The organism is Janthinobacterium aestuarii, assembly GCF_046113285.1.
Taxonomy (GTDB): domain Bacteria; phylum Pseudomonadota; class Gammaproteobacteria; order Burkholderiales; family Burkholderiaceae_D; genus Janthinobacterium.
Window position 1 is genome coordinate 4,563,995 of the sequence record NZ_CP142524.1, and the last position, 26,159, is coordinate 4,590,153.

24 protein-coding genes are annotated in these 26,159 nt (G+C 62.6%); 12 read left to right on the forward strand and 12 right to left on the reverse strand.

The window, feature by feature from the left end:
• The first annotated feature begins 34 nt into the window (after positions 1–34).
• A complete protein-coding gene (locus tag OX462_RS20450; RefSeq protein ID WP_409026935.1) occupies positions 35–1,225 on the forward strand; it encodes a PAS domain-containing sensor histidine kinase in 1,191 nt (396 codons plus the stop codon).
• Positions 1,226–1,271: 46 nt separating this feature from the next.
• Here OX462_RS20450 and OX462_RS20455 read toward each other — a convergent pair whose 3' ends face one another.
• The 3 genes from OX462_RS20455 to OX462_RS20465 form a co-directional block, all read right to left on the reverse strand.
• Entirely contained in the window at positions 1,272–2,219 is a 948-nt protein-coding gene (locus OX462_RS20455; RefSeq protein ID WP_052140115.1) for a porin, read from the reverse strand.
• Between the two features lie 310 nt (positions 2,220–2,529).
• Complete coding sequence (locus tag OX462_RS20460; protein WP_070312126.1) at positions 2,530–3,180, reverse strand: class I SAM-dependent methyltransferase; 651 nt, start codon at positions 3,178–3,180, stop codon at positions 2,530–2,532.
• Positions 3,181–3,241: 61 nt separating this feature from the next.
• A complete protein-coding gene (locus OX462_RS20465) occupies positions 3,242–4,183 on the reverse strand; it encodes a CysB family HTH-type transcriptional regulator (protein ID WP_034751505.1) in 942 nt (313 codons plus the stop codon).
• Between the two features lie 160 nt (positions 4,184–4,343).
• Between OX462_RS20465 and OX462_RS20470 the strand changes: the two genes are divergently transcribed.
• The 8 genes from OX462_RS20470 to OX462_RS20505 all read left to right on the forward strand — a co-directional run bounded on the left by OX462_RS20470 (position 4,344) and on the right by OX462_RS20505 (position 12,098).
• On the forward strand, positions 4,344–5,117 hold the full coding sequence (locus tag OX462_RS20470; protein WP_121668792.1) for a sulfite exporter TauE/SafE family protein: 774 nt from the start codon (positions 4,344–4,346) through the stop codon (positions 5,115–5,117).
• Positions 5,118–5,198: 81 nt separating this feature from the next.
• Complete coding sequence (locus OX462_RS20475) at positions 5,199–6,887, forward strand: nitrite/sulfite reductase (protein WP_409026936.1); 1,689 nt, start codon at positions 5,199–5,201, stop codon at positions 6,885–6,887.
• Positions 6,880–7,440 (forward strand): DUF934 domain-containing protein, encoded by a 561-nt coding sequence (locus OX462_RS20480; RefSeq protein WP_409026937.1) that lies wholly within the window; start codon positions 6,880–6,882, stop codon positions 7,438–7,440. The genes OX462_RS20475 and OX462_RS20480 overlap by 8 nt, the downstream gene beginning before the upstream one ends.
• A 9-nt stretch (positions 7,441–7,449) precedes the next feature.
• Positions 7,450–8,166 (forward strand): phosphoadenylyl-sulfate reductase, encoded by a 717-nt coding sequence (locus OX462_RS20485; protein WP_070290524.1) that lies wholly within the window; start codon positions 7,450–7,452, stop codon positions 8,164–8,166.
• Between the two features lie 30 nt (positions 8,167–8,196).
• Complete coding sequence (cysD, locus tag OX462_RS20490; RefSeq protein WP_121668791.1) at positions 8,197–9,108, forward strand: sulfate adenylyltransferase subunit CysD; 912 nt, start codon at positions 8,197–8,199, stop codon at positions 9,106–9,108.
• On the forward strand, positions 9,108–10,424 hold the full coding sequence (locus OX462_RS20495) for a sulfate adenylyltransferase subunit CysN (protein ID WP_409026938.1): 1,317 nt from the start codon (positions 9,108–9,110) through the stop codon (positions 10,422–10,424). The genes cysD and OX462_RS20495 overlap by 1 nt, the downstream gene beginning before the upstream one ends.
• A 27-nt stretch (positions 10,425–10,451) precedes the next feature.
• The gene (cobA, locus tag OX462_RS20500; RefSeq protein ID WP_409026939.1) at positions 10,452–11,216 is read left to right on the forward strand and encodes a uroporphyrinogen-III C-methyltransferase; all 765 of its coding nucleotides are present in this window, start codon (positions 10,452–10,454) and stop codon (positions 11,214–11,216) included.
• Between the two features lie 231 nt (positions 11,217–11,447).
• A complete protein-coding gene (locus OX462_RS20505; protein ID WP_139143061.1) occupies positions 11,448–12,098 on the forward strand; it encodes a hypothetical protein in 651 nt (216 codons plus the stop codon).
• Here OX462_RS20505 and OX462_RS20510 read toward each other — a convergent pair.
• Genes OX462_RS20510 through lptF form a run of 4 tightly spaced genes read right to left on the reverse strand, consistent with a single transcriptional unit; the run spans position 12,095 to position 15,778 of the window.
• Positions 12,095–13,063, reverse strand: coding sequence for a stealth family protein (locus tag OX462_RS20510; RefSeq protein WP_409026940.1), 969 nt, complete (start codon positions 13,061–13,063; stop codon positions 12,095–12,097). The two genes, OX462_RS20505 and OX462_RS20510, sit on opposite strands and share 4 nt — an antisense overlap.
• A complete protein-coding gene (locus OX462_RS20515) occupies positions 13,060–13,467 on the reverse strand; it encodes a sirohydrochlorin chelatase (RefSeq protein ID WP_070219474.1) in 408 nt (135 codons plus the stop codon). Before OX462_RS20515 ends, OX462_RS20510 begins: the two co-directional genes overlap by 4 nt.
• Positions 13,467–14,636 carry an LPS export ABC transporter permease LptG gene (gene lptG / locus OX462_RS20520; RefSeq protein WP_070219475.1) on the reverse strand — a complete coding sequence of 390 codons (1,170 nt, stop codon included), beginning with the start codon at positions 14,634–14,636 and terminating at the stop codon, positions 13,467–13,469. Before lptG ends, OX462_RS20515 begins: the two co-directional genes overlap by 1 nt.
• Positions 14,633–15,778, reverse strand: a complete 1,146-nt coding sequence (lptF, locus tag OX462_RS20525; RefSeq protein ID WP_070219476.1) for an LPS export ABC transporter permease LptF — start codon at positions 15,776–15,778, stop codon at positions 14,633–14,635. Before lptF ends, lptG begins: the two co-directional genes overlap by 4 nt.
• A gap of 67 nt (positions 15,779–15,845) precedes the next feature.
• Here lptF and OX462_RS20530 point away from each other — a divergent pair, with 67 nt between their 5' ends.
• The gene (locus OX462_RS20530; RefSeq protein WP_409026941.1) at positions 15,846–17,339 is read left to right on the forward strand and encodes a leucyl aminopeptidase; all 1,494 of its coding nucleotides are present in this window, start codon (positions 15,846–15,848) and stop codon (positions 17,337–17,339) included.
• 95 nt (positions 17,340–17,434) lie between these two features.
• On the opposite strand, the gene OX462_RS20535 is transcribed toward OX462_RS20530, so the two are convergent.
• Genes OX462_RS20535 through OX462_RS20550 form a run of 4 tightly spaced genes read right to left on the reverse strand, consistent with a single transcriptional unit; the run spans position 17,435 to position 19,053 of the window.
• Positions 17,435–17,968: a hypothetical protein gene (locus OX462_RS20535; protein ID WP_409026942.1), complete on the reverse strand. Its 534-nt coding sequence runs from the start codon at positions 17,966–17,968 to the stop codon at positions 17,435–17,437.
• An 11-nt stretch (positions 17,969–17,979) separates the two neighbouring features.
• The gene (locus OX462_RS20540) at positions 17,980–18,450 is read right to left on the reverse strand and encodes a CreA family protein (RefSeq protein WP_070219479.1); all 471 of its coding nucleotides are present in this window, start codon (positions 18,448–18,450) and stop codon (positions 17,980–17,982) included.
• Positions 18,451–18,482: 32 nt separating this feature from the next.
• Positions 18,483–18,671 carry a DUF1653 domain-containing protein gene (locus tag OX462_RS20545; protein WP_034782199.1) on the reverse strand — a complete coding sequence of 63 codons (189 nt, stop codon included), beginning with the start codon at positions 18,669–18,671 and terminating at the stop codon, positions 18,483–18,485.
• 10 nt (positions 18,672–18,681) lie between these two features.
• Positions 18,682–19,053: a phiTE_015 family protein gene (locus OX462_RS20550; protein WP_034751548.1), complete on the reverse strand. Its 372-nt coding sequence runs from the start codon at positions 19,051–19,053 to the stop codon at positions 18,682–18,684.
• A gap of 581 nt (positions 19,054–19,634) precedes the next feature.
• On the opposite strand from OX462_RS20550, the gene xth reads away from it, so the two are divergent.
• Positions 19,635–20,399 (forward strand): exodeoxyribonuclease III, encoded by a 765-nt coding sequence (xth, locus tag OX462_RS20555; RefSeq protein WP_409026943.1) that lies wholly within the window; start codon positions 19,635–19,637, stop codon positions 20,397–20,399.
• A 110-nt stretch (positions 20,400–20,509) separates the two neighbouring features.
• Here xth and OX462_RS20560 read toward each other — a convergent pair whose 3' ends face one another.
• Complete coding sequence (locus OX462_RS20560) at positions 20,510–24,181, reverse strand: sensor domain-containing protein (protein ID WP_409026944.1); 3,672 nt, start codon at positions 24,179–24,181, stop codon at positions 20,510–20,512.
• A 209-nt stretch (positions 24,182–24,390) separates the two neighbouring features.
• Between OX462_RS20560 and prpR the strand changes: the two genes are divergently transcribed.
• Entirely contained in the window at positions 24,391–26,016 is a 1,626-nt protein-coding gene (gene prpR, locus OX462_RS20565) for a propionate catabolism operon regulatory protein PrpR (protein WP_409026945.1), read from the forward strand.
• Positions 26,017–26,159: the final 143 nt, after the last annotated feature.

The following is a 26,159-nucleotide window of genomic DNA, read 5'->3' on the forward strand; positions in this document are numbered from 1 at the left end:
TCTGCCTTCGTACACGTTCGCAAGGAGAAGCCCCATGCCCGACCGAGGCAGTCCTGCACTGCTGCGCATCTTGCCGCTGGGTATGGCGGCAGCGCTTTTGCTGTGCCTGTTTCCGCCACTGAAAGCCCGCCGGCAGCAGCAGGCGCGCGGACAAGCCATCATCGACAGCGCCAGCGACGCCATCATCAGCATCGACAGCCAGCAAATCATCCTGCATGCAAACGCGGCAGCGGCCAGATTGTTCGACGACACGCCGGCCGGCATGCGCGGCATGCGCCTGGGTCACTACATCCTGCGCGACTTGCGCACCCTCGGCGGCCTGGGCCAGCACGATGGCGAGCCGCCGTTTGGCGATATCAGCCAGGAACTGCGCCTGACGGGCCGGCGCGCCACCGATTACACCTTGACGGGACGGCGCAGCGATGGCGTCATGTTTCCCCTCGAAGGATCGCTCTCGGCCATGCAGGAAGACGGCCACAGCGTCTTTACCATCATCGTGCGCGACATTACGGCGCGTCAGCAGATGCATGAACAGCTGGCCCGCTCCTTTTCGCAATTGCGTGAATTGTCGAGCGCGCTGCAAACCATCCGCGAAGAAGAACGCAAGCATATCGCGCGCGAACTGCATGATGACCTGGGGCAATTGCTGGCCACCTTGCGCGTCGACCTGACCCTGGTGCGCCAGCACACGGACACCACCGCGCCCCTGCATGCCCTGCTGCAAAGCATGGACGGCTTGCTGGTGACGGCCATTACCTCGCTGCGGCGCATCGCCAGCAACCTGCGCCCGCGCGCGCTCGATGAAGGGGGATTGTATTTTGCGCTGCAAAAACTGCGCCACGACTTCCTGCTGCGCCGCGCCATCCATTTCGACTTGCTGGCCGACGAGGCTGACCTCGTGCTCGACGACGCGCGCAGCACGGCCATCTACCGCATCGTGCAGGAAGCACTGACGAATATCGCGCGCCATGCCGAAGCGAACCACATCACCATCGCCCTGCACCGCATCGATTCCTCGCTGGCCATCACCATCCAGGATGACGGCCGCGGCATTGCCGAACACGACCTGGAAAAAGCCACGGCACTGGGGCTGCTGGGCATGCGCGAGCGGGTCTGGGGCTTGAACGGCAGCATCCATATCGGCGCCGATAGCGAGCTGGGCGGCACACGCATCGACATCTCGCTGCCCATGAATGCCGAGGCGGCATCCGCAGCGATGCAATAAAAAAAGGCGCCCGCAGGCGCCTTTGCTTCGTCACATCGACTGATGCTTAGAATTTGTGTGCCAGACCGATCTGGTACGAAGTCAGCGACTTGACGCGCTCGCGGCCAGCGTAAGCGTACACGTCGGTGCGCTTCGACAGGTGGTAGTCGTAACCGACGCCGAATTCCTTGATGGTGTCCTGATCCTTGAACTTGTTGTTGCTTTGCTCTTGCTTGCCATACGACACTTTGGCATCGCCGCCGCCCACCGTGTAGTTCAGGCCGATCAAGTAGGACTTGAATTCGCCAGTCGTCGCAACCTTGGTGTCGCCTTTCGAGTAGGCGGCCGTGATCTTGGCCGGGCCGAATTTATAGCCACCACCGATGGACCACAGGTCAGGCTTGGCGGCCGTTGCCGTTGCTTGCACGGCTTTTTCGTAGCCGGCGTGCAGGCTGATCGGGCCATTGTCGTAGGTTGCCAGGCCGATCACACCCGCGTCAGCGCTGTTGACTTCGCTCAGCACGTATTGCAGGCTGCCCACGAAACCTTCAAAGCTTGGGCTGTTGTAGGTTACGGCATTGTTGACGCGCGACGTGCCGACGCCCGAACGCAGCAGGGTTTCATTGTTCTTGCCGACCACGCCGTAGGTGTTGAATGGGTCGACGCGGGCGATGGTGCCATCGACCAGATTCTTGGTGCGGCCCAGGATGGCGGTACCGAAAGCGCCTTTCAAACCCACGTACGCTTGACGGTCGAATAACACGCCTTTTTGCGCACCGGTGTCAGCCAGGAATTCACTTTCCAGGTTGAAAATTGCGGACAGGCCGCCACCCAGATCTTCCGTACCCTTGAAACCGAGGCGCGACGCATTGTTTTCGCGTTGTACCGTCGGCTGGCCAGTGGTCTTGGCAATACCGAGGTCAACCAGGCCGTACACGGTGACGTTCGATTGTGCTTGCGCCGTAGCTGCTGCGAAGGTGCCGATGATCAATGCTGCCAGAGTAATTTTTTTCACTTGAGATTCTCTACATTAGGTTGGACAAGAATGGTGCTGCTTAGCTGCTGAACCGAATCATGCCCACGAAATACTTCAACAATATGACATCGACAAGATGTTGTTTTTTGGAACAACATCTTGTCAGATAAAAACAACAGGCGAAAAAAAACCGCCCGGAGGCGGTTCATGCGGCGGCAAGGCCTATTTACCGTAGGTCGGATTAGCGGGGCAAGGCCACGCGTAATCCGACTAGCACCTTTGGCAACGCCTGTCGGATTACGCCCTACGGGCTAATCCGACCTACCGCTACCATATAGACAGATCAGCCTTACTTCAGACGGCAGCTCAACAGCCAGTAGTATTCCAGGCGCTTCATGCGGATTTCGCGGGCCGAGTGGGCAAACTTCTTGCGCAGATGGCTATCCGATGGGAAATTCTTCAGCACTTCATAGCGCTCGCCCGCCTCCGTCGTGCGGAACTGGTGCGTATTGCCTTCCAGGTCGGTGCGCGCGATCACGGTGCTGCTGCCATCGACATACGAGTTGTCGATCAACACCAGCAGGATGTCCTTGCCCAGCTTCGTGCGCAATTGCTTCAGGTATTTGTCCTGGTCTTCGCGCTTGACGTGCGACCACCAGAAACCCGCGAACACGGCCGTGAACTTGCCCAGCATGTCGTCGGGCAAATTGAAGGCATCGAGCTTGGCGAAGGTGACGTTGTCGGGCAAGCCGCGCTTTTGTGCCAGCGCCAGCATTTCATCGTTGATATCGGTGGCCAGTACGGACTCGGCCGACTCGGCGACCACTTCCGTCCAGTAGCCGGTGCCGCAAGCCAGTTCCAGTACGGTGTGGCCTTCCAGCACGTCGGCGACCTTGTCGCGCAACACTTCCAGGTCTTCCTGGCGTTCGGGCTTGTCATAGACGCGCTCGTACTGCTGCGCGATGGTGGCGTAATATTTGGCAAGCTGATCGGTAATCATTGTTTCTTCTCTTCTTAAATAATCTTGGCCAGGCACCTCGCCCGGCCGACTTCCTGCATTGTTATAGTTCGTAGTGCTCTTTATCACCGCTCATCGCCTGCTCGATGAGCTTGCGGTTCAAGGTCGGCGTCAGCAACTCGATAAAGGTATAAATATAGCTGCGCAAATACGCGCCCTGCTTGACGGCCACGCGCGACACATTCATGCCGAACAGGTGCCCGACAGGGATGGCGCGCAAGCCTTTGTCGCGCTCGGCATCGAAGGCCATACCCGCTATGATACCAATCCCCATGCCCAACTCGACATAAGTCTTGATCACGTCCGCGTCGATGGCCTCGAGCAGGATGTCCGGCTTCAGGCCGCGCAGCACGAAAGCGTGGTCGATCTTGTTGCGTCCGGCGAACGCGCTGTCATAGGTAATCAGGGGGAAGGCGGCGATTTCTTCCAGGGTCACGGACTTCGATTTGAGCAGCGGATGGTCGACGGGCACCACCACCACGTGTTCCCATTGATAGCATGGCAAGGTGATCAGGCCATCGATGGCGGCGATCGATTCCGTGGCGATGGCGAGATCCGCCTGGTCGCGCTGCACCATCTCGGCGATCTGGCGCGGATTTCCTTGCAGTAAAGATAATCGCACCTTGGGGAACTTCAGCATGAAGGCTTGCACCACCTTGGGCAAGGTGTAGCGCGCCTGCGTATGCGTAGTGGCAATGGTAAAGCTGCCGCTGTCCTGCGCCGCGAATTCCTTGCCGATGCGCTTCATGCTGTCGATTTCCTGCATAATCAGCTCGACGGACTCCAGCACCAGGCGGCCCGGCTCCGTCAAGCCGCGGATGCGCTTGCCGTGGCGCGTAAAAATATCCACGCCCAGCTCTTCCTCCAGCTCGATGATGGCTTTCGATACGCCCGGTTGCGACGTGAACAAGGCCTTGGCGGCGTCCGTCAGGTTGTAGTTCTGCCGGACCGCTTCGCGCACGAAGCGCAGTTGATGGAGATTCATTGCTGGTTTGCCCTAGATTGCCGTGATTTGCCGAGTTTCCGCCCCACCCATGATTTTGCATGCATGCATATACGCATATCGCATATAAGCAAATGCGTACTTAGTAGTTTGGAATAAACACTAAGTTTATTACTATTGCGAGTACTTTGGGGGTGCAAGCATGACTTTGTCTTATATAGTCTCAGGATTTGCCGTAGGATTACTCGTAGGAATGACCGGCGTGGGCGGCGGCTCGCTGATGACGCCGCTGTTAACCCTGCTGTTTGGCGTACCGCCTTCCGTGGCGGTGGGTACCGACCTGGCCTTCGCCTCGATCACCAAGAGCGCCGGCACCCTGACGCACCGCCTGCGCGGCACCATCCGCTGGGATATCGTCAAGCGCCTGTGCATCGGCGCCCTGCCCGCCGCCGTCATCGCGACCCTGGCGCTCAAATCGTTCGGCACCCTGTCGCCGCAAATCGGCCAGATCATCCGTTACTCGATCGCCGGCTCCGTGCTGCTGACCGTCGTGGCACTCATTTTCAAGGGCCGCATGCTGGCCTGGATCAATGCCCACCCTGAGAAACAATTGCAAGGCAGCAAGCTTGCCGCCGCAACCATCATTGCCGGCGCCGTGCTGGGCGTGCTGGTGACGGTCTCGTCGATCGGCGCCGGCGCCATCGGCGCGACCTTGCTGGTGATGCTGTATCCACGCATGAGCTCGGCCGAAGTGGCGGGCACCGACATCGCCTACGCCGTGCCCCTGACGGCCATCGCCGCGCTGGGCCACTGGTGGCTCGGCTCCATCCACTGGGAATTGCTGGCCTCCTTGCTGGTCGGCTCCCTGCCCGGCATCACGCTCGGCTCCTGGGTCGCGCGATCCGTGCCGGAACAGTTTTTAAGAGTCTTACTGGCGATGACCTTGACCGGCGTGGCAGTGAAGCTAATCTATTAATGACCGAACAAGTGACAAGAGCAGTATCAAGAACATCATCCCAGGCAATCTTCAAGCACCCCGGCTTTTTTAGGAATTGATATGTACCATTACGATCAGTACGACCACCTCATCATCAAAGAACGCATCGCCCAGTACCGAGACCAGGTTGCGCGCCGTATCGCCAATGAACTGACGGAAGAGGAATTCATTCCGCTGCGCCTGCAAAACGGCCTGTACATGCAACGCCACGCCTACATGCTGCGCATCGCCGTGCCGTACGGCTTGCTGTCGTCCAAGCAGATGCGCATGTTCGCGCACATCGCGCGCAAGTATGACCGCGGCTATGGCCACTTCACGACGCGCCAGAACATCCAGTTCAACTGGATTGAGCTGGAACAGACGCCCGATATCCTGACGGACCTCGCTTCCGTGGAAATGCACGCGATCCAGACGTCCGGCAACTGTATCCGTAATACAACATCGGACCCGTTTGCGGGCGTCGCCGCCGATGAAATCATCGATCCGCGCCCGTACGCGGAAGTATTGCGCCAGTGGAGCACCTTCCACCCCGAGTTCATCGCCCTGCCCCGCAAATTCAAGGTCGCCATCAATGGTGCCGAGGAAGACCGCGCCGCCATCGCCGTGCACGACATCGGCTTGACGGCCGTGCGCAACGAAGCTGGCGAAGTGGGCTTCAAGGTGATGGCCGGCGGCGGCATGGGCCGCACGCCGATCCTGGGCAGCGTCGTGCGCGACTTCCTGCCGTGGCAGCACTTGCTCACGTATATCCAGGCGATCATGCGCGTGTACAACCTGCACGGCCGCCGCGACAACAAATACAAGGCGCGCATCAAGATTTTGCTGAAAGCCATCGGCGTGGAAGAATTCACGCGCCAGGTGGAAGCGGAATGGGTCGATTTGAAGGATGGTCCGGAAACCTTGACGGCCGAGGAAATGCGGCGCGTGGCGGACTTCTTCAATCCGCCCGCCTACCTTGCCCTGCCAGAACTCGACTACCAGGCCGAACACGCGGACAACAAGGCGTATGTGAACTGGCTGGCGCGCAACGTCAAGCCGCACCAACGCCCAGGCTACGTGGCCGTGGTACTGTCCCTGAAGAAAACGGGCGTGCCGCCAGGCGACGCGACGGCCGAGCAGATCGACTTCGTGGCCGATCTGGCCGACCGCTACAGCTTTGGCGAACTGCGCGTGACGCATGAACAAAACCTGGTGCTGGCCGACGTGGAACAGTCGAAACTGTTCGCACTGTGGCAGGAAGCCAAGGCGCACGGCCTGGCCACGCCGAACATCGGCTTGCTGACGGACATGATCTGCTGCCCGGGCGGCGATTTCTGCTCGCTGGCGAACGCCAAGTCGCTGCCGATCGCGGCCGCCATCGCGGAACGCTTCGACAGCATCGACTTCCAGCACGACATCGGCGAGATCGAACTGAATATTTCCGGCTGCATCAATGCCTGCGGCCACCATCACGTGGGCAGCATCGGCATCCTCGGCGTCGACAAGGATGGCAGCGAATGGTATCAAGTGTCGATCGGCGGCGCGCAAGGCAACAACGCGGCCATCGGCAAGATTATCGGACCATCGTTCTCTTCCCTGCAGATGCCTGAAGTCATCGGCCGCCTGCTGCACGTCTACGTGCGCGACCGCCATGAAGGCGAGCGCTTCGTCGATACGGCCCAGCGCCTGGGCCTGGCGCCGTTCAAGGAACACGTATATGCAACGCCGATCACGGTCGGCAACCTGGTGGGAGAAGACGAATATGTTTGAAGTACGCGAAGAAATCATCAAGAACGCCGCCGTGGTGCCGAATACCTGGGGCTTGCTGCGCCTCGATGAGACCGACACGCCGGAAACGGTGGTTGTGCCTGCCGGCAAGGTCATCGTCCCCCTGCCCGTGTGGCAAGCCCAGCGCGAAACCCTGACGGCGCGCCTGCCCGACATCGGCGTGTGGCTGGCCAGCGACGAACGGCCGGAAGAACTGGCGGCCGACGTGGCGCAACTGCCCGTCATCGGCGTGGACTTTCCGAAATTCACGGATGGCCGCGGCTATTCCATCGCGTTCAATTTGCGCGCCCGCCTGGGTTTCCAGGGTGAATTGCGCGCCATCGGCGACGTGCTGCGCGACCAGCTGTTTTCCATGCACCGCGTCGGCTTCGATGCCTATGCGACGCGTCCGGACCGCAGCATCCATGACGCCCTGAAAGGTTTGTCGGTCTTTTCGGAAACCTACCAGGCCTCGTGGGATCAGAAATCGCCGCTGTTCCGCCGCCACCACCGCGAAGGCCAGAATCCTGACCTCGACAACGCGGCCGGCATCTGAGGACCCATCATGAGCGATCTGACTTCTTTGATTCACGCCACCGAGCAAACGCTGACACGCATCGCCGCGGATTTTTCGCCGGCCGTGTTCGCGTCCAGCCTGGCAGCCGAAGACATGGTGCTGACCGACATGATTCTCAAGGCAAAGCTGCCGATCGGCATCTTTTCCCTGGAAACAGGCCGGCTGCACCAGGAAACCCTGGCCGTGCTCGACAAGGTGAAAACCCGCTACGGCCACGACATCACCCTGTACCGCCCGCAGCCGGAGCTTGTCGCTGCCTACGTGGAACAGAACGGCCTCAACGCCTTCTACAACAGCGTCGAGATGCGCCGCGAATGCTGCCGTATCCGCAAGGTCGAACCGCTGGGCCGCGCCCTGGCCGGCAACAAGGCCTGGGTCACGGGACAGCGCCGCGCCCAGTCCACCACGCGCGCAGAATTGCACGTGCAGGAAGACGACGCGGCACACGCGATGACGAAATTCAATCCGCTGGCCGACTGGTCCGAGCAGGATGTGTGGGACTATATCCGCGCGAACGACGTGCCGTACAACGCGCTGCACGACCAGGGCTACCCGTCCATCGGCTGCGAACCGTGCACGCGTGCCGTGCAGCCGGGCGAAGACGTGCGCGCCGGGCGCTGGTGGTGGGAAAACCCGGATTCCAAGGAATGCGGCCTGCACATGGTGGACGGCAAACTGATCCGCATCAAATCCGTGGCAGCCTGAACAGACACACAGAACAAGAAAGCATCCTATATGAGCAATATTTTGAACCAGCGTCACCTCGACAGCCTTGAATCGGAAGCCATCCACATCATGCGCGAAGTGGCGGCCGAATCGGCCAATCCCGCCCTGCTGTTTTCCGGTGGCAAGGATTCCGTCGTCCTGCTGCGCCTGGCCGAGAAAGCCTTCCGCCCGGGCAAGTTCCCGTTTCCCCTCGTGCATATCGACACGGGCCATAACTTCCCGGAAGTCATCACTTTCCGCGACAAAAAAGTGGCCGAGCTGGGCGAGCGCCTGATCGTCGGCTCCGTCGAAGACTCGATCCAGCGCGGCACCGTGCGCCTGCGCAACCCGGCCACGGATTCGCGCAACGCGGCCCAAGCCGTGACCTTGCTGGAAACCATCGCCGAACATGGCTTTGACGCCTGCATCGGCGGCGCGCGCCGCGATGAAGAGAAGGCCCGCGCCAAGGAACGCATTTTTTCGTTCCGCGACGAATTCGGCGCCTGGGACCCGAAAGCCCAGCGTCCGGAACTGTGGGACTTGTATAACACGCGCGTGCATCCCGGTGAAAACATGCGTGTCTTCCCCATCTCGAACTGGACGGAGCTGGACGTGTGGCAATACATCGCCCGCGAAAAACTGGAATTGCCGCCGATCTACTTCGCGCACGAGCGCCAGGTGATCCCGCGCAACGGCCTGCTGGTGCCGCTGACGGATCTGACGCCGCCGCGCGAAGGCGAAACGGTGGAAACGCAAGTCGTGCGCTTCCGCACGGTGGGCGATATCTCGTGCACCTGCCCCGTGTCGTCCGATGCGGCCACCGTCGACGCCATCATCGCCGAGACGGCAATCACGCAAATCACGGAACGTGGCGCTACCCGCATGGATGACCAGACTTCCGAAGCCTCGATGGAAAAACGCAAGAAAGCAGGGTATTTCTAATGAACGCAGCAATCCAGAACACCACTCTCACCGACAGCCTGGAGCGCGGCATGTTGCGCTTTATTACAGCCGGTTCCGTCGATGACGGCAAGAGCACCCTGATCGGCCGTTTGCTGTTCGACAGCAAGGGCATCTTCGCCGACCAGCTCGACGCCATGTCGCGCTCCAAGCACAAGCGCACGGTGGGCGACACGGTCGACCTGTCCTTGCTGACGGACGGCCTGGAAGCGGAACGCGAACAAGGCATCACCATCGACGTGGCCTACCGCTACTTTGCCACGCCGAAGCGCAAGTTCATCATCGCCGACACGCCGGGCCACGAGCAGTACACGCGCAACATGGTCACAGGCGCCTCCACGGCCGACGCCGTCATCATCCTGATCGACGTGTCGAAAGTCAAACTTGGTGACGACGGCAGTGTGGAACTGCTGATCCAGACCAAACGTCATTCGACGATTGCCCATTTGCTGCAGATCGAGCACGTGGTCGTGGCCGTCAACAAGATGGACTTGGTCGATTATGATGAAACGGTGTACAACCGCATCGTCGCCGCCTACCGCGAATTTGCCCAGTCGCTGGGCCTGAAGGACATCACGCCGATTCCATTGTCCGCATTAACGGGCGACAATGTCGTCGAGCGCGGCGACAAGCTGGGCTGGTACACGGGCCCGACCCTGATCGAGCTGCTTGAGTCCTTGTCCGTCTACGACGAATCGCACGACACGCCATTCCGCTTCCCCGTGCAGCTGGTGGCGCGCCACAACGGCCACGAAGCGAACGACTTCCGCGGCTACATGGGCCGCATCGAGGCGGGCAAGGTCAGCATCGGCGACACCCTGGTGGTGCAGCCATCGGGCCAGACGGCGACAGTGAAAGACATCGTCACCCTCGACGGTTCGCTGCCGACGGCCGTGGTGGGCCAGTCCGTGACCCTGCTGCTCAATGAATATCTGGACATTTCGCGTGGCGACTTGCTGGCCAGCAGCGAGCGCCCCGCCACCTTGCTGAAACAGGTAGTGGCCGACGTGTGCTGGCTGTCGGAAGACGCGCTGGACCTGCGCCGCAAGTACTGGATCAAGCACGGCACCAAGCAGACGGCGGCCAAGGTGACGGCGATCGAGTCGATTCTCGACATCAATACGCAGCAGCGCCATCCTGCCGAAGGCTTGAAGCTCAACGACATTGCCCGCATCAGCCTGAACGTGCAGCAGGCGCTGGCGGCCGATGCGTATGCCGATATCCGCGCCACGGGGGCATTCATCCTGATCGATGAAGTCACCCACCAGACCGTGGCCGCGGGCATGGTTCGGCTGTAACCCGTATCTCGACTGAAGAAGGCTAGCATGAACAACTCCGCATCTCTCCCCGGCAAGGTCTACCTGATCGGCGCAGGCCCCGGCGCGCAAGACCTGATGACCTTGCGTGGCGCCCGCCTGCTGGCGCAGGCCGACGTCGTGCTGCACGACGCGCTGGTCACCGAAGAGATGCTGGAGCTGTGCCCGCAGGCGCAAAAAATCCTGGTAGGCAAGCGCTGCGGCCAGTTGTCGACGGCGCAGGCCTTTATTAACAAGCAACTGGTCGACAACGCGCGCAAGCACGCCGTCGTCGTGCGCCTGAAAGGGGGCGATCCCATGCTGTTCGGCCGTGCCGACGAGGAATTGCGGGCGCTGGAAGAAGCGGGCATCGCCGTCGAAGTGGTGCCCGGCATTACCACGGCGCTGGCGGCGGCGGCCGCAACACAGCAGCCGCTGACCAAGCGGGGCGTGTCGCGCAGCGTGGCCTTTTTCACGTCCAGCACGGCACCGGGCGAACCGGACCAGACGCGCATTCCCGACTGCGACACCCTGGTGCAATACATGGGTGGCCGCGAAGCCATTGCCACGGCGCAGCGCTTGCTGGCCCTGGGCCGCCGGGCCGATACCCCCGTGGTGGTGATAGAAAACTGCAGCCGCCCGGACCAGCGCATCGTGCGCCTGACGCTGAGCGCCCTGGCGCACGGCCTGGGTGACACCCACGGCCCCGTGCTGGTGATGCTGGGCGACGCCATGGCCGCGCGCACGCACCAGGCCATCGAAGAAACGGCCGCCATTCTGGCGCGCCATGCTTGAATAAACACAGCGTATTTTACCGACTTTAAAGTCAGTAACCGACGTCTTCCAGGGAAACATGATACGATGCTCACGCATCTTTTCTCGAGAAGTTGTTGCGTGATAGCAATAAATTCACGCTTCGCCCCGCCATAGCGCTTGCCGTGCGGTATCCCGGCTGACCCTCCCCGAAAAAAGCTGCGCCCGCAGGCTGCAATACCGCGCCGCGCAACTTTAGCCTTACGACCACACATGAATTTCACCTCCATGCGCGAAGCCCTGACTTCGCTCAGCCGCAGCAATGTCGGCGTCGCCAGCGCCGTGCTGCTCAGCATGCTCGCCTCCATCGCCCTGTGGACGGTGTTCCCGAATATCGACGACGAAAACCATTTGCTGGAATGGCTGCAGGCGCTGTTCCTGGCCCTGGCTTGCACCGTGCACGGCGTGCGCGCCTGGCAAGAGACTGACCGCCAGTCCCTGCGCTTCCTCATGCATGCGGGCCTGTGCGCGCTGCTGTTCGGCTTCCTGCTGCGCGAACTCGATATCGATCAGTTCGGCACGGCGCCCGCCTGGGCGCAGCTGGAAAAAGCCCTGCGTCTGGTGGAGTTGCTGATCCTGATACGCTTGCTGATCTTCTTCGCGCCGCGCGCGCGCAAGGTGTTTGCCCATGCGCCGCAGATTTTCAGCATGCGCATCACCATCCTGACGGCCATCGGCGGCTTGCTGATGGTCGCTGGCTGGCCTTTCGACAAGAAGGTCTTTCATGGCATGCCGGACGCCTACGCGCTGCTCGGTGAGGAAGTGCTCGAATTGGGCGCCTATTTGCTGCTGTTCCTCGCTTCGCTGTCCGACAGCACGGCCGCCGCCCGCATCAGCCTGGCGCCGAAGAAGAAAGCGGCTTAAGCAACTTCAAACGATGACGGCAGCGGCAGCAGCCGCTGCAAGGTAGCGGCCACGCGCAGCAGGCGCGGGTCGTCGTCCCCGGCCTCGTCGCAGGTATCGTTGATGCAGAAAAACGGCAAGCTGCCGAAACGCGCCGCCAGTTCCTCAAGCTGCTGCGGCGCCTGCGCATCGCCGCTGGCGATATGCAGCGGGTCGAGCATGCGCGAGCGCGCAATCCCCTGATGCACCATCCAGCGCGGCACCAGGTCGGGCAGCAATGCCGGCACCTGCCACGAACGGAACACCGTCTCGCGCACAGCGGCAAACATGGCCGGCGCCAGCCCTTCCAGCGCATGCAGCGCGCTTTTCAGCATGGGCCGCGGCGCATGCGCATACAGGCGCGGTTCATGCAGGTAAGCGGGGTACTGCGACGACAGCCATTGCCGCGACAAGGTCGCGCAATTGACGGGCGCAGCCACGTCGGCGCGCAAGCCCGGCACATCATCGTGCAGCGCGCTCTCCGTGAAAACACTCAAACGCCGGTCCCCTTCTCCGCCAAACCAGAATGCAGGCTCGAACGGCGCGCCGAAAAATACGTCGTCGTTCAGATACAGGAAGCGTTCGGACAATCCCGGAATATGGTGCAGGTACGATTCGATATGACCGGAGTCGAACACCGGCAGGGAGGCATCGGGCATCAGGCTCGCATGGTCGATCACCGTCAGGCGCTTTGATGCGCGCAGCCAGTGGGGCACTTGCCGGTCCGTCAGCAGGTAGATGTGGCCATGGCCGGGAAAGAAGCGCTCGAGCGCGCGCAGGTTGTAGCGCAGTTCGCCGTTGTCGCGGTAGCGCCCCGCCACGTTGCCGTGCAGGGCCAGCTGGCCAGGATGCGCCTGCGCCCAGGCGGCATAGGCGTGTCGCCGGCGCGCGCGCCAGGCGGGATCGGCGCCGTCTACCCACAGGTAGACGATGTCGATGCCGCTCAAGGCAAAGGGCTGGAACCTGGCGCCGCCACGCAGTAATCGGCGATGGCGGCGAGCACGCTGGCGTTCTCGCCCACCGCCTCGACCACCTTCAGGCGCAGTGCCGGATGCTGCTGGCGCAGTTCTTCCAGCAGCAACGGCAAGTCGCGCAGCACATGCCCGCCCTGCCCCAGGAACACGGGTACCACGGTGACGTCGAGGATGGCGCCGGCGGGCAGCTCGGCCAGCAGGCTCGCCACCAGCTCGGGCAGGCGTGGCGTCATCAGTTCCAGGAAGGCCAGGTGCACGCTGGCGCCGGGCATGCGCGCCTGGGTCAGGTCGCGCAGCCGCTCGAAGGGGGCGGCCCACGATGCGGCGCGCGCGCCATGGGCAAACAAGATCAATGCCTGTTTCACGTTCGTCTCCATCAGTGCCGCTCCACCCACCACAGGGCGCCCAGCGCCAGCAGCAGATACAGGGCGCTCGGCGCCACCGCCGTCAGGAAGGCGGGCCAGGTGCTGAGCAAGCCAAGATGCGAGAACAGGGTGTTGACCAGCATGAAGCTCACGCCGATCATGATGCCGATGAAGATCTTCAGGCTGATGCCGCCGCTGCGCGTATGCATGTAGGCGAACGGCAGCGCCAGCGCCATCAGCACGAAGATGGCCAGCGGATCGATCAGTTTTTTCCAGAAAGCGATGCGGAAACGCTCGGTTTCCTGCTTGTTCTCGGCCAGGTGGCGCGTGTACACGGCCAGTTCGCTGGCCGACATGCGCTCGGGGTCGGACGCCGACACCGTCAGGATCTTCGGCGTCACCTCCGACGTCATGTCCTTGCTGGCGCTCTGCACCGTGCGCACCAGGCTCGTTTCCTGCCCATAGTAGTTCGCCAGCTTTGGCTCGAAGCCGGGCGAGGTGGCCGCGCTGTTCGAGAACGAGGTTTCCGTCACATCGGTCAGACGCCAGATATTATTGCCCTGATACGTCGCGCCTTTGGCCACGGTCAGGGTGCGCAAACGCATATCGGTGTCGAATTCATACAGCTTGACGTTTTTCAGCTGGCCGTCCGCACGCGCTTCGCCCACATTGAAAAAGCGCGAGCCGGTGACGGTACCCGTCAGGCCGTCGCTCTTGACCATGTCCTTGGTCCACAGGCCCGAGCGAAACTCGCTCGACACGGCCGCGCCGCGCGAGGTCAGCTTGAGGCGTTCGGCCAGCGGCTCCGTGCGCGGCGTGATCACCTCGCCGAAGATGAAGGTGATGACGACGAAGACGATACCGATGCGGAACAGGAAACCGGCGGCCATCGCCGTCGACATGCTCGATGCGCGCATGATGGTAAATTCGGAACTGGCGGCAAACTGCGCCATCGTGTAGATGGTGCCGATCAGCGCCGCGATCGGCATCACCTCGTACACGTGCCCCGGCACCAGCACCAGCACATACAGGAAGGCATACTGGATGGTGTAGCCGTTGCGGCCCACCTTGGGCAACTCGCCCGTCAGGTCGATGAAGGCTTGCAAAGCCAGAAAGGCCAGCAGCACGAACAGCACCGCCTGGAATATCGAGACCGCAAAATAGCGCTGTAAAATCTTCATTTCGATACCGCTTTACTTGGTTTGCCGGCGCGGCGCGCGCGCTTGAACGCCGCCAGCAGGACCAGCGGATGATAGCGGTGGTTCACATTCAGGCGCCACGCAAACAGCGCCACCACGGCCAGCGCCGCCAGCAGGTGCAGCGGCCACCAGGCCAGACCGAAGGTCAGGCGCCCCTGTTTCACGCTCGCTTCGACGACCTTGATCAGATTGCTGTAGGTGAAGAAAATCAGCAGGGCGATGATCAGATTGGCCGAACTGCCGGCACGCGGATTGACAAAGCCCAGCGGAATGGCCAGCAGGATCAGCATCAGGCCGATCAACGGCGCACTGACCCGCCACAGCAACTCGGCCATGGTGTAGGGATTCGGATCGGCGACCAGGGCCATGGTGCTCATGGCGCGCACGCCCAGTTCCGCGCCCAGTTCCTGCTGCTTGCTCTCGATGCGCATGATGTACTGCTCGAATTCCATGGTCTGGAAGTCCGCCTGTGTCGGCACGCCCTGGTAGCGGCGGCCGCTCTTGAGCACCAGGAAGCGTTCGCCCTTGGCGTCGGTATTGATCACGCCTTCCTTCGCGACGACGACGACGGCGCTGCCTTTTTCATCGACGGTATTGACGAAGACGTTCTGCACCACGTTCTTTTCGCCGCTGGCGCCCTCGACGAAAAAGATGCGGTTGCTGCCGGCCGATTCGCGGAACTGGCCCGGCGTGACTTTCTGCAGGTCTTCGCGCTTTTCAAAGCGCGCCACATATTCATCGCTTTTCTTTTGCGCCCACGGCGTGGCGTACAAACTCAGGACGCCGGTGGCCAGCACCAGCGGCAGGCCGAAGCTGAGCACGGGCCAGATCCAGCGCGACAGGCTCAGGCCCGAGGCGAACCACACCACCATCTCCGACTCCTTGTAGCTGCGCGTGACGACCATCAGCACCGAAATGAATCCGGTGAGGATGATGATGGTGGGCAGCTGCATCAGGGCGGAAAAGACCATCAGGGACATGACGTCGGCCGACGCGATCTTGCCGCCCGCCGCCTTGCCGAGAATACCGATCAGCATCCAGGTGAGCAGGATGCTGAACAAAACAGTGAAGGTGGCCCCGGCGGCACTAGCCAATTCACGTCGAAGGGCGCGTTGAAAGATCATTCGGAGTTTATAATTCGGGTCAGTTAGTTGAGTAACACGTTACTAGTAAATGAAAACGGAGAACCAAATGGACTTTAGCATAAAAGCATTCGATACCAAGAGCACCCTCGGCACGGCCAAAAGCGGATGCATCGCGGTTGCGGTATTCGAAAACAAAAAACTGTCGCCAGCGGCAAAATCGCTGGACAGCAAGGGTGCGATTTCGGCTGCGCTGAAGTCCGGCGACATCAGCGGCAAGCCTGGCAGCACCTTGCTGCTGCGCGCAGTCGATGGCGTCGCCGCCGAACGTGTTCTGCTGGTAGGCATGGGCAGCGATGACACTGTCAGCGAAAAAAGCTTCGCAACCGGCGTACAAGCCGCGCTGAAGGCCTTCGGCTCGCTGGGCGCTGCGGACGCCATTATCGCATTACCGCTGGCTGAAGTGAAAGAGCGCGACGTAAATTGGGCAATCCGTTGCGTGGTGCAAGCAGCACATGACAGCGAATACCGCTGCGACTCGCAAAAAAGCAAAAAAGATCCGGCGCCGGCAGGCGTGCGCAAGATCGTCCTGGCAGCGCCAGCAACGGCAGGCACGCGCGGCGCGCTGGCACAAGCCATCGCCATCGCCAACGGTTCCGACCTGACGCGCAAGCTGGGCGACCTGCCGGCGAACATCGCCAATCCGACCTACCTGGCCAGCACGGCCAAGCAGCTGGCCAAGGATTACAAGTTCGAAGTCGAAGTACTGGACCGCAAACAGCTCGAAGCGCTGAAAATGGGCAGCTTCCTGTCCGTCACCAACGGCAGCGAGCAGCCGCCGAAATTCATCGTCCTGAAACACATGGGCGGCAAGGCCAAGGATGCGCCGGTGGTCCTGGTCGGCAAGGGCATCACCTTCGACACGGGCGGCATTTCGATCAAGGCCGGTCCTGGCATGGATGAAATGAAGTACGACATGTGCGGCGCCGCCTCGGTACTGGGCACCTTCCGCGCCATCGGCGAAATGAACCTGAAGCTGAACGTCATCGGCGTCATCGCCGCGTGCGAAAACATGCCGTCGGGCCGCGCCACCAAGCCGGGCGACATCGTCACCTCCATGAACGGCCTGACCATCGAAGTGCTGAACACGGACGCCGAAGGCCGTCTGGTGCTGTGCGACGCGCTGACCTACGCCGAACGCTTCAAGCCGGCAGCCGTGGTCGATATCGCCACCCTGACGGGCGCTTGCGTCGTCGCCCTGGGCCACCACAACAGCGGCCTGTTTACGCGCAGCGATGTGGCGCATGACCAGCTGGCCAATGAACTGCTGGCAGCGGGCAAGCAATCGAGCGACACGGCATGGCGCATGCCGATCGAAGAGGCGTACAACGAACAGCTGAAGTCGAACTTCGCCGACCTGGCCAACATCGGCACGCCAGGCGGCGGCTCGGTGACGGCAGCGGCCTTCCTGGAAAACTTCACCAAGAAGTACACCTGGGCGCATCTGGACATCGCCGGCACGGCATGGAAATCGGGCGGATCGAAGGGCGCGACCGGCCGTCCAGTACCACTCTTGACCACGTTCCTGATCAACCGCGTCTAAGTTGACGCCGGCCGGTAGCGCCCAGCGCTACCGGCGTCGCGAAGCAGCCGCCACGGTCACTGACCCTGGCGGTTTTTTCATGCGTGGGATATTAATCAGTAGACGACGGGATTGGGCAACGGCGACGGTGCCACCTTGGGCTGCACCACCGTTTCCGGCACGGCGGCCGGCGGCGGCTTCACGGCGATGGGTGCGGGCGGCGGCGCCAGACGGGCCGGGTCTTGCATGACGATGGTCAGGATCGATGGGTAGTCGAAGCCGGCGCCCGTGTTGCGGTCGACGAAATAGCCGACGCCCAGGGTCAGGATGACATTGCCCCATACGCTGCCATTGAGCTTGGGATCGATGTGGTCGTCCGTCGCGATGGCGGGAGAGCCATGCTTGCGGCAATCGACTTTCAACGGTTCCTGGCTCTTGCGGATGGTGATGCGTCCCGGCGTGGTGACGAACCACTTGCCCACGTCGTTGCTGAGGATGCAACCGGCGCCAGTCAGCTCGCGGTTGTCCTGGATGGTTTGCACCAGCACCATCTGGTCCGTGTTGCCCGTCAGGGTAGCGCAGCCGCCCAGACCAAACAGCAGCGTCCCGGCGGCAAAGGCGGCAAGGGCGGCAGACGATGGCACGCGCATGGGAAGCTCGCTTAACGGACGGGAATCGGCTGGTCGCCAGGCACGGCGACGGCGGTGACGCTGTTTTTCGGGCTGCCCTCGATCAGGCGGTCGGAATACACGAGGTAGACCAGCGCATTGCGCTTGCTGTCGACCATGCGCACGACGCGCACGTGCTTGAAGAAGATCGAGGCGCGCTCGGTGAACACTTCTTCCTGGCGCGGCAGCTTGCCCTTGAATTGCAGCGGCCCCACCTGGCGGCAAGCCACGGCCGCATCGGCCTTGTCTTCGGCCAGGCCGACAGCGCCCTTGATGCCGCCCGTCTTGGCGCGCGACAGATAGCAGCTGACGCCGGCGACGCGCGGATCATCATACGCTTCAACGACGATTTTATGGTCAGGGCCGATCAGTTTGAAGACCGTATCGACCGAACCGATGGTTTCGGCATGCGCCGCGGCGCAGGCAAAGCCCAGCACCAAAGCGGCAGGCAGCAATTTACGCATTAAATAATCCCGGGCACGCACGCAGGCGGCCATCAGTTGATGGGAGCGAAACGCTGGACCATGACGCCTTCGACTTCGATCAGTTGAAAAAACACGTCTTTCGGACGGGTCCAGATGGAACCGTCGGCGGCGCGATAGACGATCATCGGCGTCAGATCCGCTTCCAGCGTGGCTTCGCACACGAGTTCGTAAATGCCGCCCTTATAGTGCCGATAACGCATCGCCGTCCCCTCAAGCCGTTGAATCTTCGCTCTTGTCGTCGGCCAGCGCCTTCTGCTTCTGCTTCAGGCCCTGGATCACTTTCAGTATGCCTTCCATGCCGGCCGCGCCATCGGCGCCGCTGAAGGCGTCGAGCACCTCATTGAGCACCTTGTTGCGTACGGTCGCTTCATCGGAGGACATTTCCAGCGCGCGCTGGGCTTTCGCCGCCTTTTCGGCCGCGCTCACGCGCGGCTTGGCCGCCGTCTTGCCATGCGTCAGAGCTGCCTGCCAGATAACCCAGCGGCGCTGGGTCTCGAAAATCAGGTACTCATCCGGTTTGTCTTCTCTTCGCCGCACAATGTGGCCGTCACGCTGCGCCCACGCTTCAAATGCAGTTCGCATTTTCTTCCTTTGCAAATGCTACGCGCAAGTCTCACTATTAAAACTGCAACATTTCAAAATAGTACCATCTATTGATGTCGTAAAACAGTCTCATAGATACAGTACTGCAATTTATATAACAAGTCTGGCGGCGCCAGGGACGGAATTAACGTTCCGTCCCCGGCACAGTGGTCATGTAATCGGAATAGCAATTACAACTAATTACAACTGCTTCCTGTTCGGTTCTTAACTTGGCTGTAACAAAGCCGTGTGACACAGTTGTTACATTGTGCCATTTTAGTAGTTTTTATCGCGTTTTAGCGAGAAACTTTACACCTTTGTCGCGCCCAACGGCAAGACGCAGCCTGCCATGCCAGCCACTTATGCCAAATCAAACATAGGGGTTGATCAATGATACACAAAAACATAATATTCATGCGCCACGATTGGTTAAATGCAAATACTTTGTTAACACCGCTTTTTCCCCGCCCGTCAATCAAGCCCATGCCCGACAAGCGGGGCAGGACGCCATCGACACGCATGCGGTAAGATTCGCGCCTATCGACACCCAATCGTCACCTACTCAAGCAAGGATTTTTCCCATGAAACTCGCCACCTGGAACGTCAACTCGCTCAAAGTGCGCCTGCCGCAAGTGCTGCAGTGGCTGACCGACAACCCGGTCGACATACTGTGCCTGCAAGAAACCAAGCTCACGGATGACAAGTTCCCCGTCGCCGAGATCGAGGCGGCCGGCTACCAGGTGGTCTTCAGCGGCCAGAAGACTTACAACGGCGTGGCCATCCTGTCGAAGCTGCCGATTACCGACGTGGTAAAGAACAACCCGCGCTATGACGATGCGCAGCAGCGCATCCTGGCCGCCACCATAGGCGGCGTGCGGGTCGTCTGCGCCTACGTGCCGAACGGCCAGAGCGTCGACTCGGACAAATACGGATACAAGCTGGGCTGGCTGTCCGCCCTGCACGACTGGCTGGCCGAAGAAGCGCAGCAGCACCCGCAGCTGGCCGTCGTCGGCGACTACAATATCGCGCCCGACGACCGCGACGTGCACGACCCCGTCGCCTGGGCAGGCCAGGTGCTGGTCTCGGACAAGGAACGCGCCGCCCTGCAGCGCCTGTTCGACATCGGCTTGACGGACGCTTTCCGCCTGTTCGAACAGGCGGAAAAATCGTTCAGCTGGTGGGATTACCGCCAGCTGGGCTTCCGCCTGAACAAGGGCCTGCGCATCGACCACATCCTGCTCTCGCCCGCTCTCGCAGCCCGTTGCACGGCCTGCGTGATCGACCGCGTGCCGCGCAAGTGGGAACAGCCGTCCGATCATGCGCCGGTGGTGGCGACGATTGATTGAGCACCTAACATAACCTACTGCGCGTCGCGATTTGCGGCCTCCGATGCTCACTGTGCATTCGCACAGCTCCGCTTCTCAGCCACAACTCACTGCCGCTCGCTACGGTTCTGTTAGGCGCTCGAAGTCTTAACAACGCGTTCCAGCAAGGCCTGCGCATTGACCGCCGGCACGGGCGCGGAAAACAGATAGCCCTGCGCATAGCGGCAGCCGTTCGCCTGCAGCAGCGCGAACTGCTCCTCCGTTTCCACGCCCTCGGCCACGGCCGACAATTGCAGGCTGTCGGCCAGCGCGATGATGGCCGACACGATGGCGCGGTCTTCCGCGCTGTGCTCGAGGTCCTTGATGAAGGCGCGGTCGATCTTGACCTTCTTCACGGGGAAGCGCTTCAGGTAGGCCAGGCTGGAATAACCGGTGCCGAAATCGTCGATCGACAGGCGCAGGCCCATGCCATTGATCTGCCGCAGGATCTCCAGGGTATGCTCGCCGTGCTGCATCAGCGCCGTCTCGGTGATCTCGAATTCCAGCAGCGACGGATCGATCCCCGTTTCCCGCACCACGGCGCCAATCGCCGCCACCAGGCCCTTGTGCATGAACTGGCGCGGCGACAAATTCACGGCCAGCGGCACCGGCTGCAAGCCCTGGCGTTGCCAGGCCATGCTTTGCTCGCACGCCTGGCGCATCACCCACTCGCCCACCGGCACGATCAAGCCGTTTTCCTCCATGATGGGAATGAAGCGGTCCGGCAGCACCAGGCCGTGGCCCGGACGGCGCCAGCGCAGCAGCACTTCCATGCCGTGCAGGCGGCGCGTGGCGATATCGATGACCGGCTGGTAAAACAGTTCGAACTGCTGCAGCGCCAGCGCCGTGCGCAAGCTGCTTTCCAGATCGAAGTGCAGGGCCGCCGCCTGGTTCATCGTCTGCGTGAAGAACTGGTAGTTGTTGCGGCCGTTGCCCTTGGCGTGGTACATGGCCGCATCGGCATGGCGCATCAGGGCATCGACATCGCCGCCATCGTCCGGATACACGCAGATGCCGATCGACGGCGTCACGTGCAGCACGTGGCCGTCGAGCGGAAAGGCGGGCGTCAGCGCCTCGATGATCTTCTCCGCCACGCGCGCCGCTTCCTCGCCGCCACGAATGCCCGGCACCAGCACGACGAATTCATCGCCGCCCAGGCGCGCCACCGTGTCGCTGGCGCGCACGGCGCCGCACAGCCGCGCGGCCACTTCCTTGAGCAGCAGATCGCCCGTCATGTGGCCCAGCGAATCGTTGATGGTCTTGAAACGATCGAGGTCGATGAACATCACGGCCAGCTTGCGCTCCGAGCGCTGCGAGGCCAGCATGGCCCGTTCCAGCCGGTCCGACAGCAGCGCGCGGTTCGGCAAGCCCGTCAGGTTGTCGTGGTAAGCCATGTGGTGCACCCGCGCCTCGGCCTGGCGCCGCTCGACGATTTCGCCCTGCAGCAGCAGGTTGGCACCGGCCAGTTCGGCCGTGCGTTCCTGCACGCGCAATTCCAGTTCGTCGCGCGCGCGGCGCACCGCCTCGGCCGCCTCGCGGCGCGCCGTCACGTCGTCGACCAGCCACACGGAACGGCCATGCGCATGCGCCAGGTCGAACGGCCGGCCGGACAGGCGCGCCCAGAAACGGCTGCCATCCTTGCGCACCAGCTGGTATTCCGACATGTGCACCCTGCCCGCATCGAAATCGCGCGCCGTCTCGCCGCGCGCCACCTTCCACGCGGCCACGTCCGGATACAGCGCCTGCACCGACAGGCCGTTGATCTCGCCGGGTCCATAGCCGAACAGCTCTTCCATCTTGCTGTTGGCGCGCAAATTGTAGCCCCCCTCTATCACCGAGATGCCCAGCACGGCGCTGTCGAGGATGGCCTGGTTTTCCAGCAGCGCGTTGCGCAGCGATTCTTCGGCGCGCTTGGCTTCCGTGCGGTCCTCGATGATCCAGATGGTGCCGGCCGCGGGATCGTCGGGATTGACGACGTAGGCGATCAGTTGCGCCCACAAGGTCGTGCCGTCGCGGCGCATCATTTCCACTTCCGTCTGGAAGGGCTTGCCCACCGACAGGAAGGGAAAGGCTGCCGCGCCCAGCAGGTCGTAGGATTGCTGCGACACGTACAGGGCGCGCCCGGGCAAGCCCAGCGCCTCGTCGCCGCTGTAGCCGAACATCGCGGCAAAGCCCAGGTTGTAGCGCGTGATCTGGCGGTTCTTGGTGTACAGGATGCTGACCGAGGCATTCGTCATGATGGCCGCCACCTCCATCTGCGCCTGGCGGCTGGCCGTGATGTCTTCGAGGATCCAGATGGCGCCCTGCTCGCTGTGCGCCTGGTCAACGGCCTTGGCGCGGATGCGGCACCAGAACAGGCTGCCATCGCGGCGGCGGAACAGCGATTCGTCCTGCTCGTACGGCAAGCCCTGTCCCAGCAGCGGCGTCGCTTGCACGCCGAATGCCTCGTAGGCGGCCGGCGAGGGAAACAGTTCGGCGGCGGGCATGCCCGTCATCTCTTCCTGCGCATAGCCGAACATTTCGGCGAAGCGGGGATTGCAGCGCAGGATCAGGCGCGAGCGCGAAAACAGGATGCCGACGGAGGCGTTGTCGAGGATGGCCTGCTGCTCGAGCATCAGCTGGCGCGTCGCCTCTTCGGCCGCCTTTTGCGCGCTGCGGTCGTCGAACAGCCAGATCGTGTCGCGCAGCGCGCGGTCGGACTGGCTTTCGGGATTCAGCACATAGCCATACGCCAGCGCCCAGAACGTGGAGCCGTCGCGGCGGCGCATCTCCATCTCGCCCTGAAACGGCAGGCCGCGCCGCAGCAGAGGCGCAGCCTGCCGCACGACGTTCTCGTAGGCCGCGCGCGACGGATACAGGTCGGCGACGGCCAGGCCCACGCCGCTGTCGCCATCGAAGCCGAAGCATTCGGCGAAGCGCCGGTTGTAGCGCAGCACGCCCTTGTCGCGCTGGAAGCCGATGGCCAGCGGCGCGTTGTCCATCACGGCCTGCATTTCCAGCATGGCACGGCGCAGCTGGTCTTCATCGCGCCGGTGGTCGCTGATATCCTCGATGATCCAGACCGTGCCGTCATGCGTATTCAAGGGATCGACGGCGCGCCCGTGCAGGCGGCTCCAGAACAGGGTGCCGTCCTGGCGCCGCAATTCCAGCTCCGTACGGTACGGCTTGCCCTTCGACAGCAGCGGCGCCGCTTCCAGTCCCAGCGCGCGGCAATGCTCGGCGGAGCGGTACAGCACCGCGCCCGGCATGCCCGTCAGCTGGTGGCGCGCATAGCCGAGCATCTCGGCGGCGCGGATATTGCATTCCTCGATAAAGCCGCCCTTGGAAAAGATGATGCCGACGGCCGCGCTTTCCAGGATGGCCTGCTGTTCCAGCAAGGTCTTGCGCAGGGCTTGCTGGTCGCGCTGCTGCACGCGGATGTCGGCAAACACGAGGGTCGCGCCCGGCAAGCCATCGTCCACCAGCAGCGGCCTCGACCATACCTGCACGGCGATGGCGCCCGCCTCCCCTTGCAGGCTGCTGTCCCACTGTCGCTCGCGCCCGGCCGCGCCGAGCGCGCCGCGCAGCATGCTGGTGCTCGACGCGCGGTAGGCGTCCGTAAAACAGTCGGCCAGCAACCAGCCCGATATATCCCTGCCCAGCAAGGACTGCAAGGCGCCATTCGCGGCCACCACCATGCCGCAGGCATCGCAGGCGCAAGCAGGCAAGGCGATCAGCTGCAAGGCATCGGCGATGAAATCGGGACTGGTCGGTACGCGGTTCATGGACACCATGGTTCGGTTGTTGGCGGTCGAAATGCACCTGGGCAATATATTCATCAGGCATCATAGTGCTGTTAGATCATAAACCAGTTTCCCGGGGTTTTTTCATATTCCTTATTGGCAATATCTGAAACGCCACAGACCACTTGCAACACGCTTGTTGCAACGCCGTTGCACAGCAAAAATATGAAACAAATCGTTTAGAATAAAGCATGCGCCGCCCTCCCCAACCTCCGCTCGACCACCGCGACAAACCCGTCATCTGGACCGTCTCCGTCTCGCGGCTGTTCGACCTGTTCCGCGACATCACGCTCGAATACGACGACCTGGCGACGATCGAGCCGATCAACCTGGGCTTCGACGACGCCGTGCGCCACATCCGCGAACGCATGGCCACGGAGCGCTGCGACGCCGTCATTGCGGCCGGTTCCAACGGCGCCTACCTGAAAGGCCGGCTGTCGGTACCCGTCATCATCGCCAAGGCCAGCGGCTACGACGTGATGCAGGCGCTGGCGCGCGCGCGGCGCATCTCGCCGCACATCGGCGTCGTCACCTACCAGGATCCGATGCCGGAACTGGGCGAATTTGCCGCCACCTTCGGCTTCCAGATCGCGCAGCGCACCTACGCCACCGAGGAAGACGCGCGCGCGCAGATCAATGAACTGAAGGCCGAGGGCGTCAAAGCCGTCGTCGGCGCGGGCCTCGTCACCGACCTGGCCGAGGAAGCGGGCCTGGCCGCCGTCTTCGTGTATTCGGCCACGGCCATCCGGCGCGCCTTCGACGACGCGCTGGAACTGGCGCGCCTGACCCAGATCGAATCGAACCGGGGGCGGCGCGCGGTGGTGGCCGACACCCTGCGCGCGCGCCACGGCCTGCACGATTTGCGCGGCGAATCGGAGGCGATGGAAGCGCTGCGCCAGTCGGTGGTGCTGTATGCGCGCTCGCCGGCGACGGTGCTGATCCAGGGCGAGACGGGCAGCGGCAAGGAACTGGTGGCGCAGGCCATCCACCGCGAAAGCCCGCGCAGCCTGGGCGCGAACCGGCCCTTTATTGCCATCAATTGCGGCGCCATCGCCGAGTCCTTGCTGGAATCGGAACTGTTCGGCCACGAGGACGGGGCGTTCACGGGCGCGCGCCGGGGCGGCCATGCGGGGCTGTTCGAGGCGGCCAACCACGGCACCCTGTTCCTCGACGAAATCGGCGAAATGCCGCTGGCCCTGCAAACGCGCTTGCTGCGCGTGCTGGAAGAGCGCGAAGTGGTGCGCGTGGGCGGCACGCGGCCCATCGCCATCAATGTGCGCATCATCAGCGCCACGCACTGCGACCTGGAGCAGCGCATCCGCGAAGGACGCTTCCGCGCCGACCTGTTCTACCGCCTGGCCGTGCTGCGCCTGCATTTGCCCGCCTTGCGCGAACGCGCCAGCGACATTCCCGGCCTGGCCGAATGGTCGCTGAAAAACGCGCTGGCCGCGCTGGGCGCCCGCCCGCACCCCAACCTGCACGCGGAAATCCAGGCTTGCGCGCCGCTGCTGCGCCGCTACGGCTGGCCCGGCAACGTGCGCGAACTGCGCAACCTGGCCGAGCGCCTGGCCCTGTTCCTGGCAGCCGAACCGCTGCAGGCGCTCACGCCCGCCTTCGTGCTGGGCGTGGCGCCGGAACTGGGCAATGCTGCCGGCACGGCCGCGCCGCAGCCGGCACCGGCCGCCACCGCGCCGCCGCGCCTGGAAGACGAAAGCGCCAGCGCCGTACTGGCGCGCTTCGGCGGGCGCCGCGACGCCGCCGCCCAATACCTCGGCATCAGCCGCACCACGCTGTGGCGCCGCCTGCGCGCCGGCTGATTTTTCGGCCATACAAAAAAACCGTGGACGGCAGGCCTCACCCGCACGATCTATGGCAGCGCGGCACGGGACACGGCGGCGCGGGCGGCACCAGCGGACTGCCTTGCACCAGGACGTGCCGTCCACCGCCGACCTGCGCCATC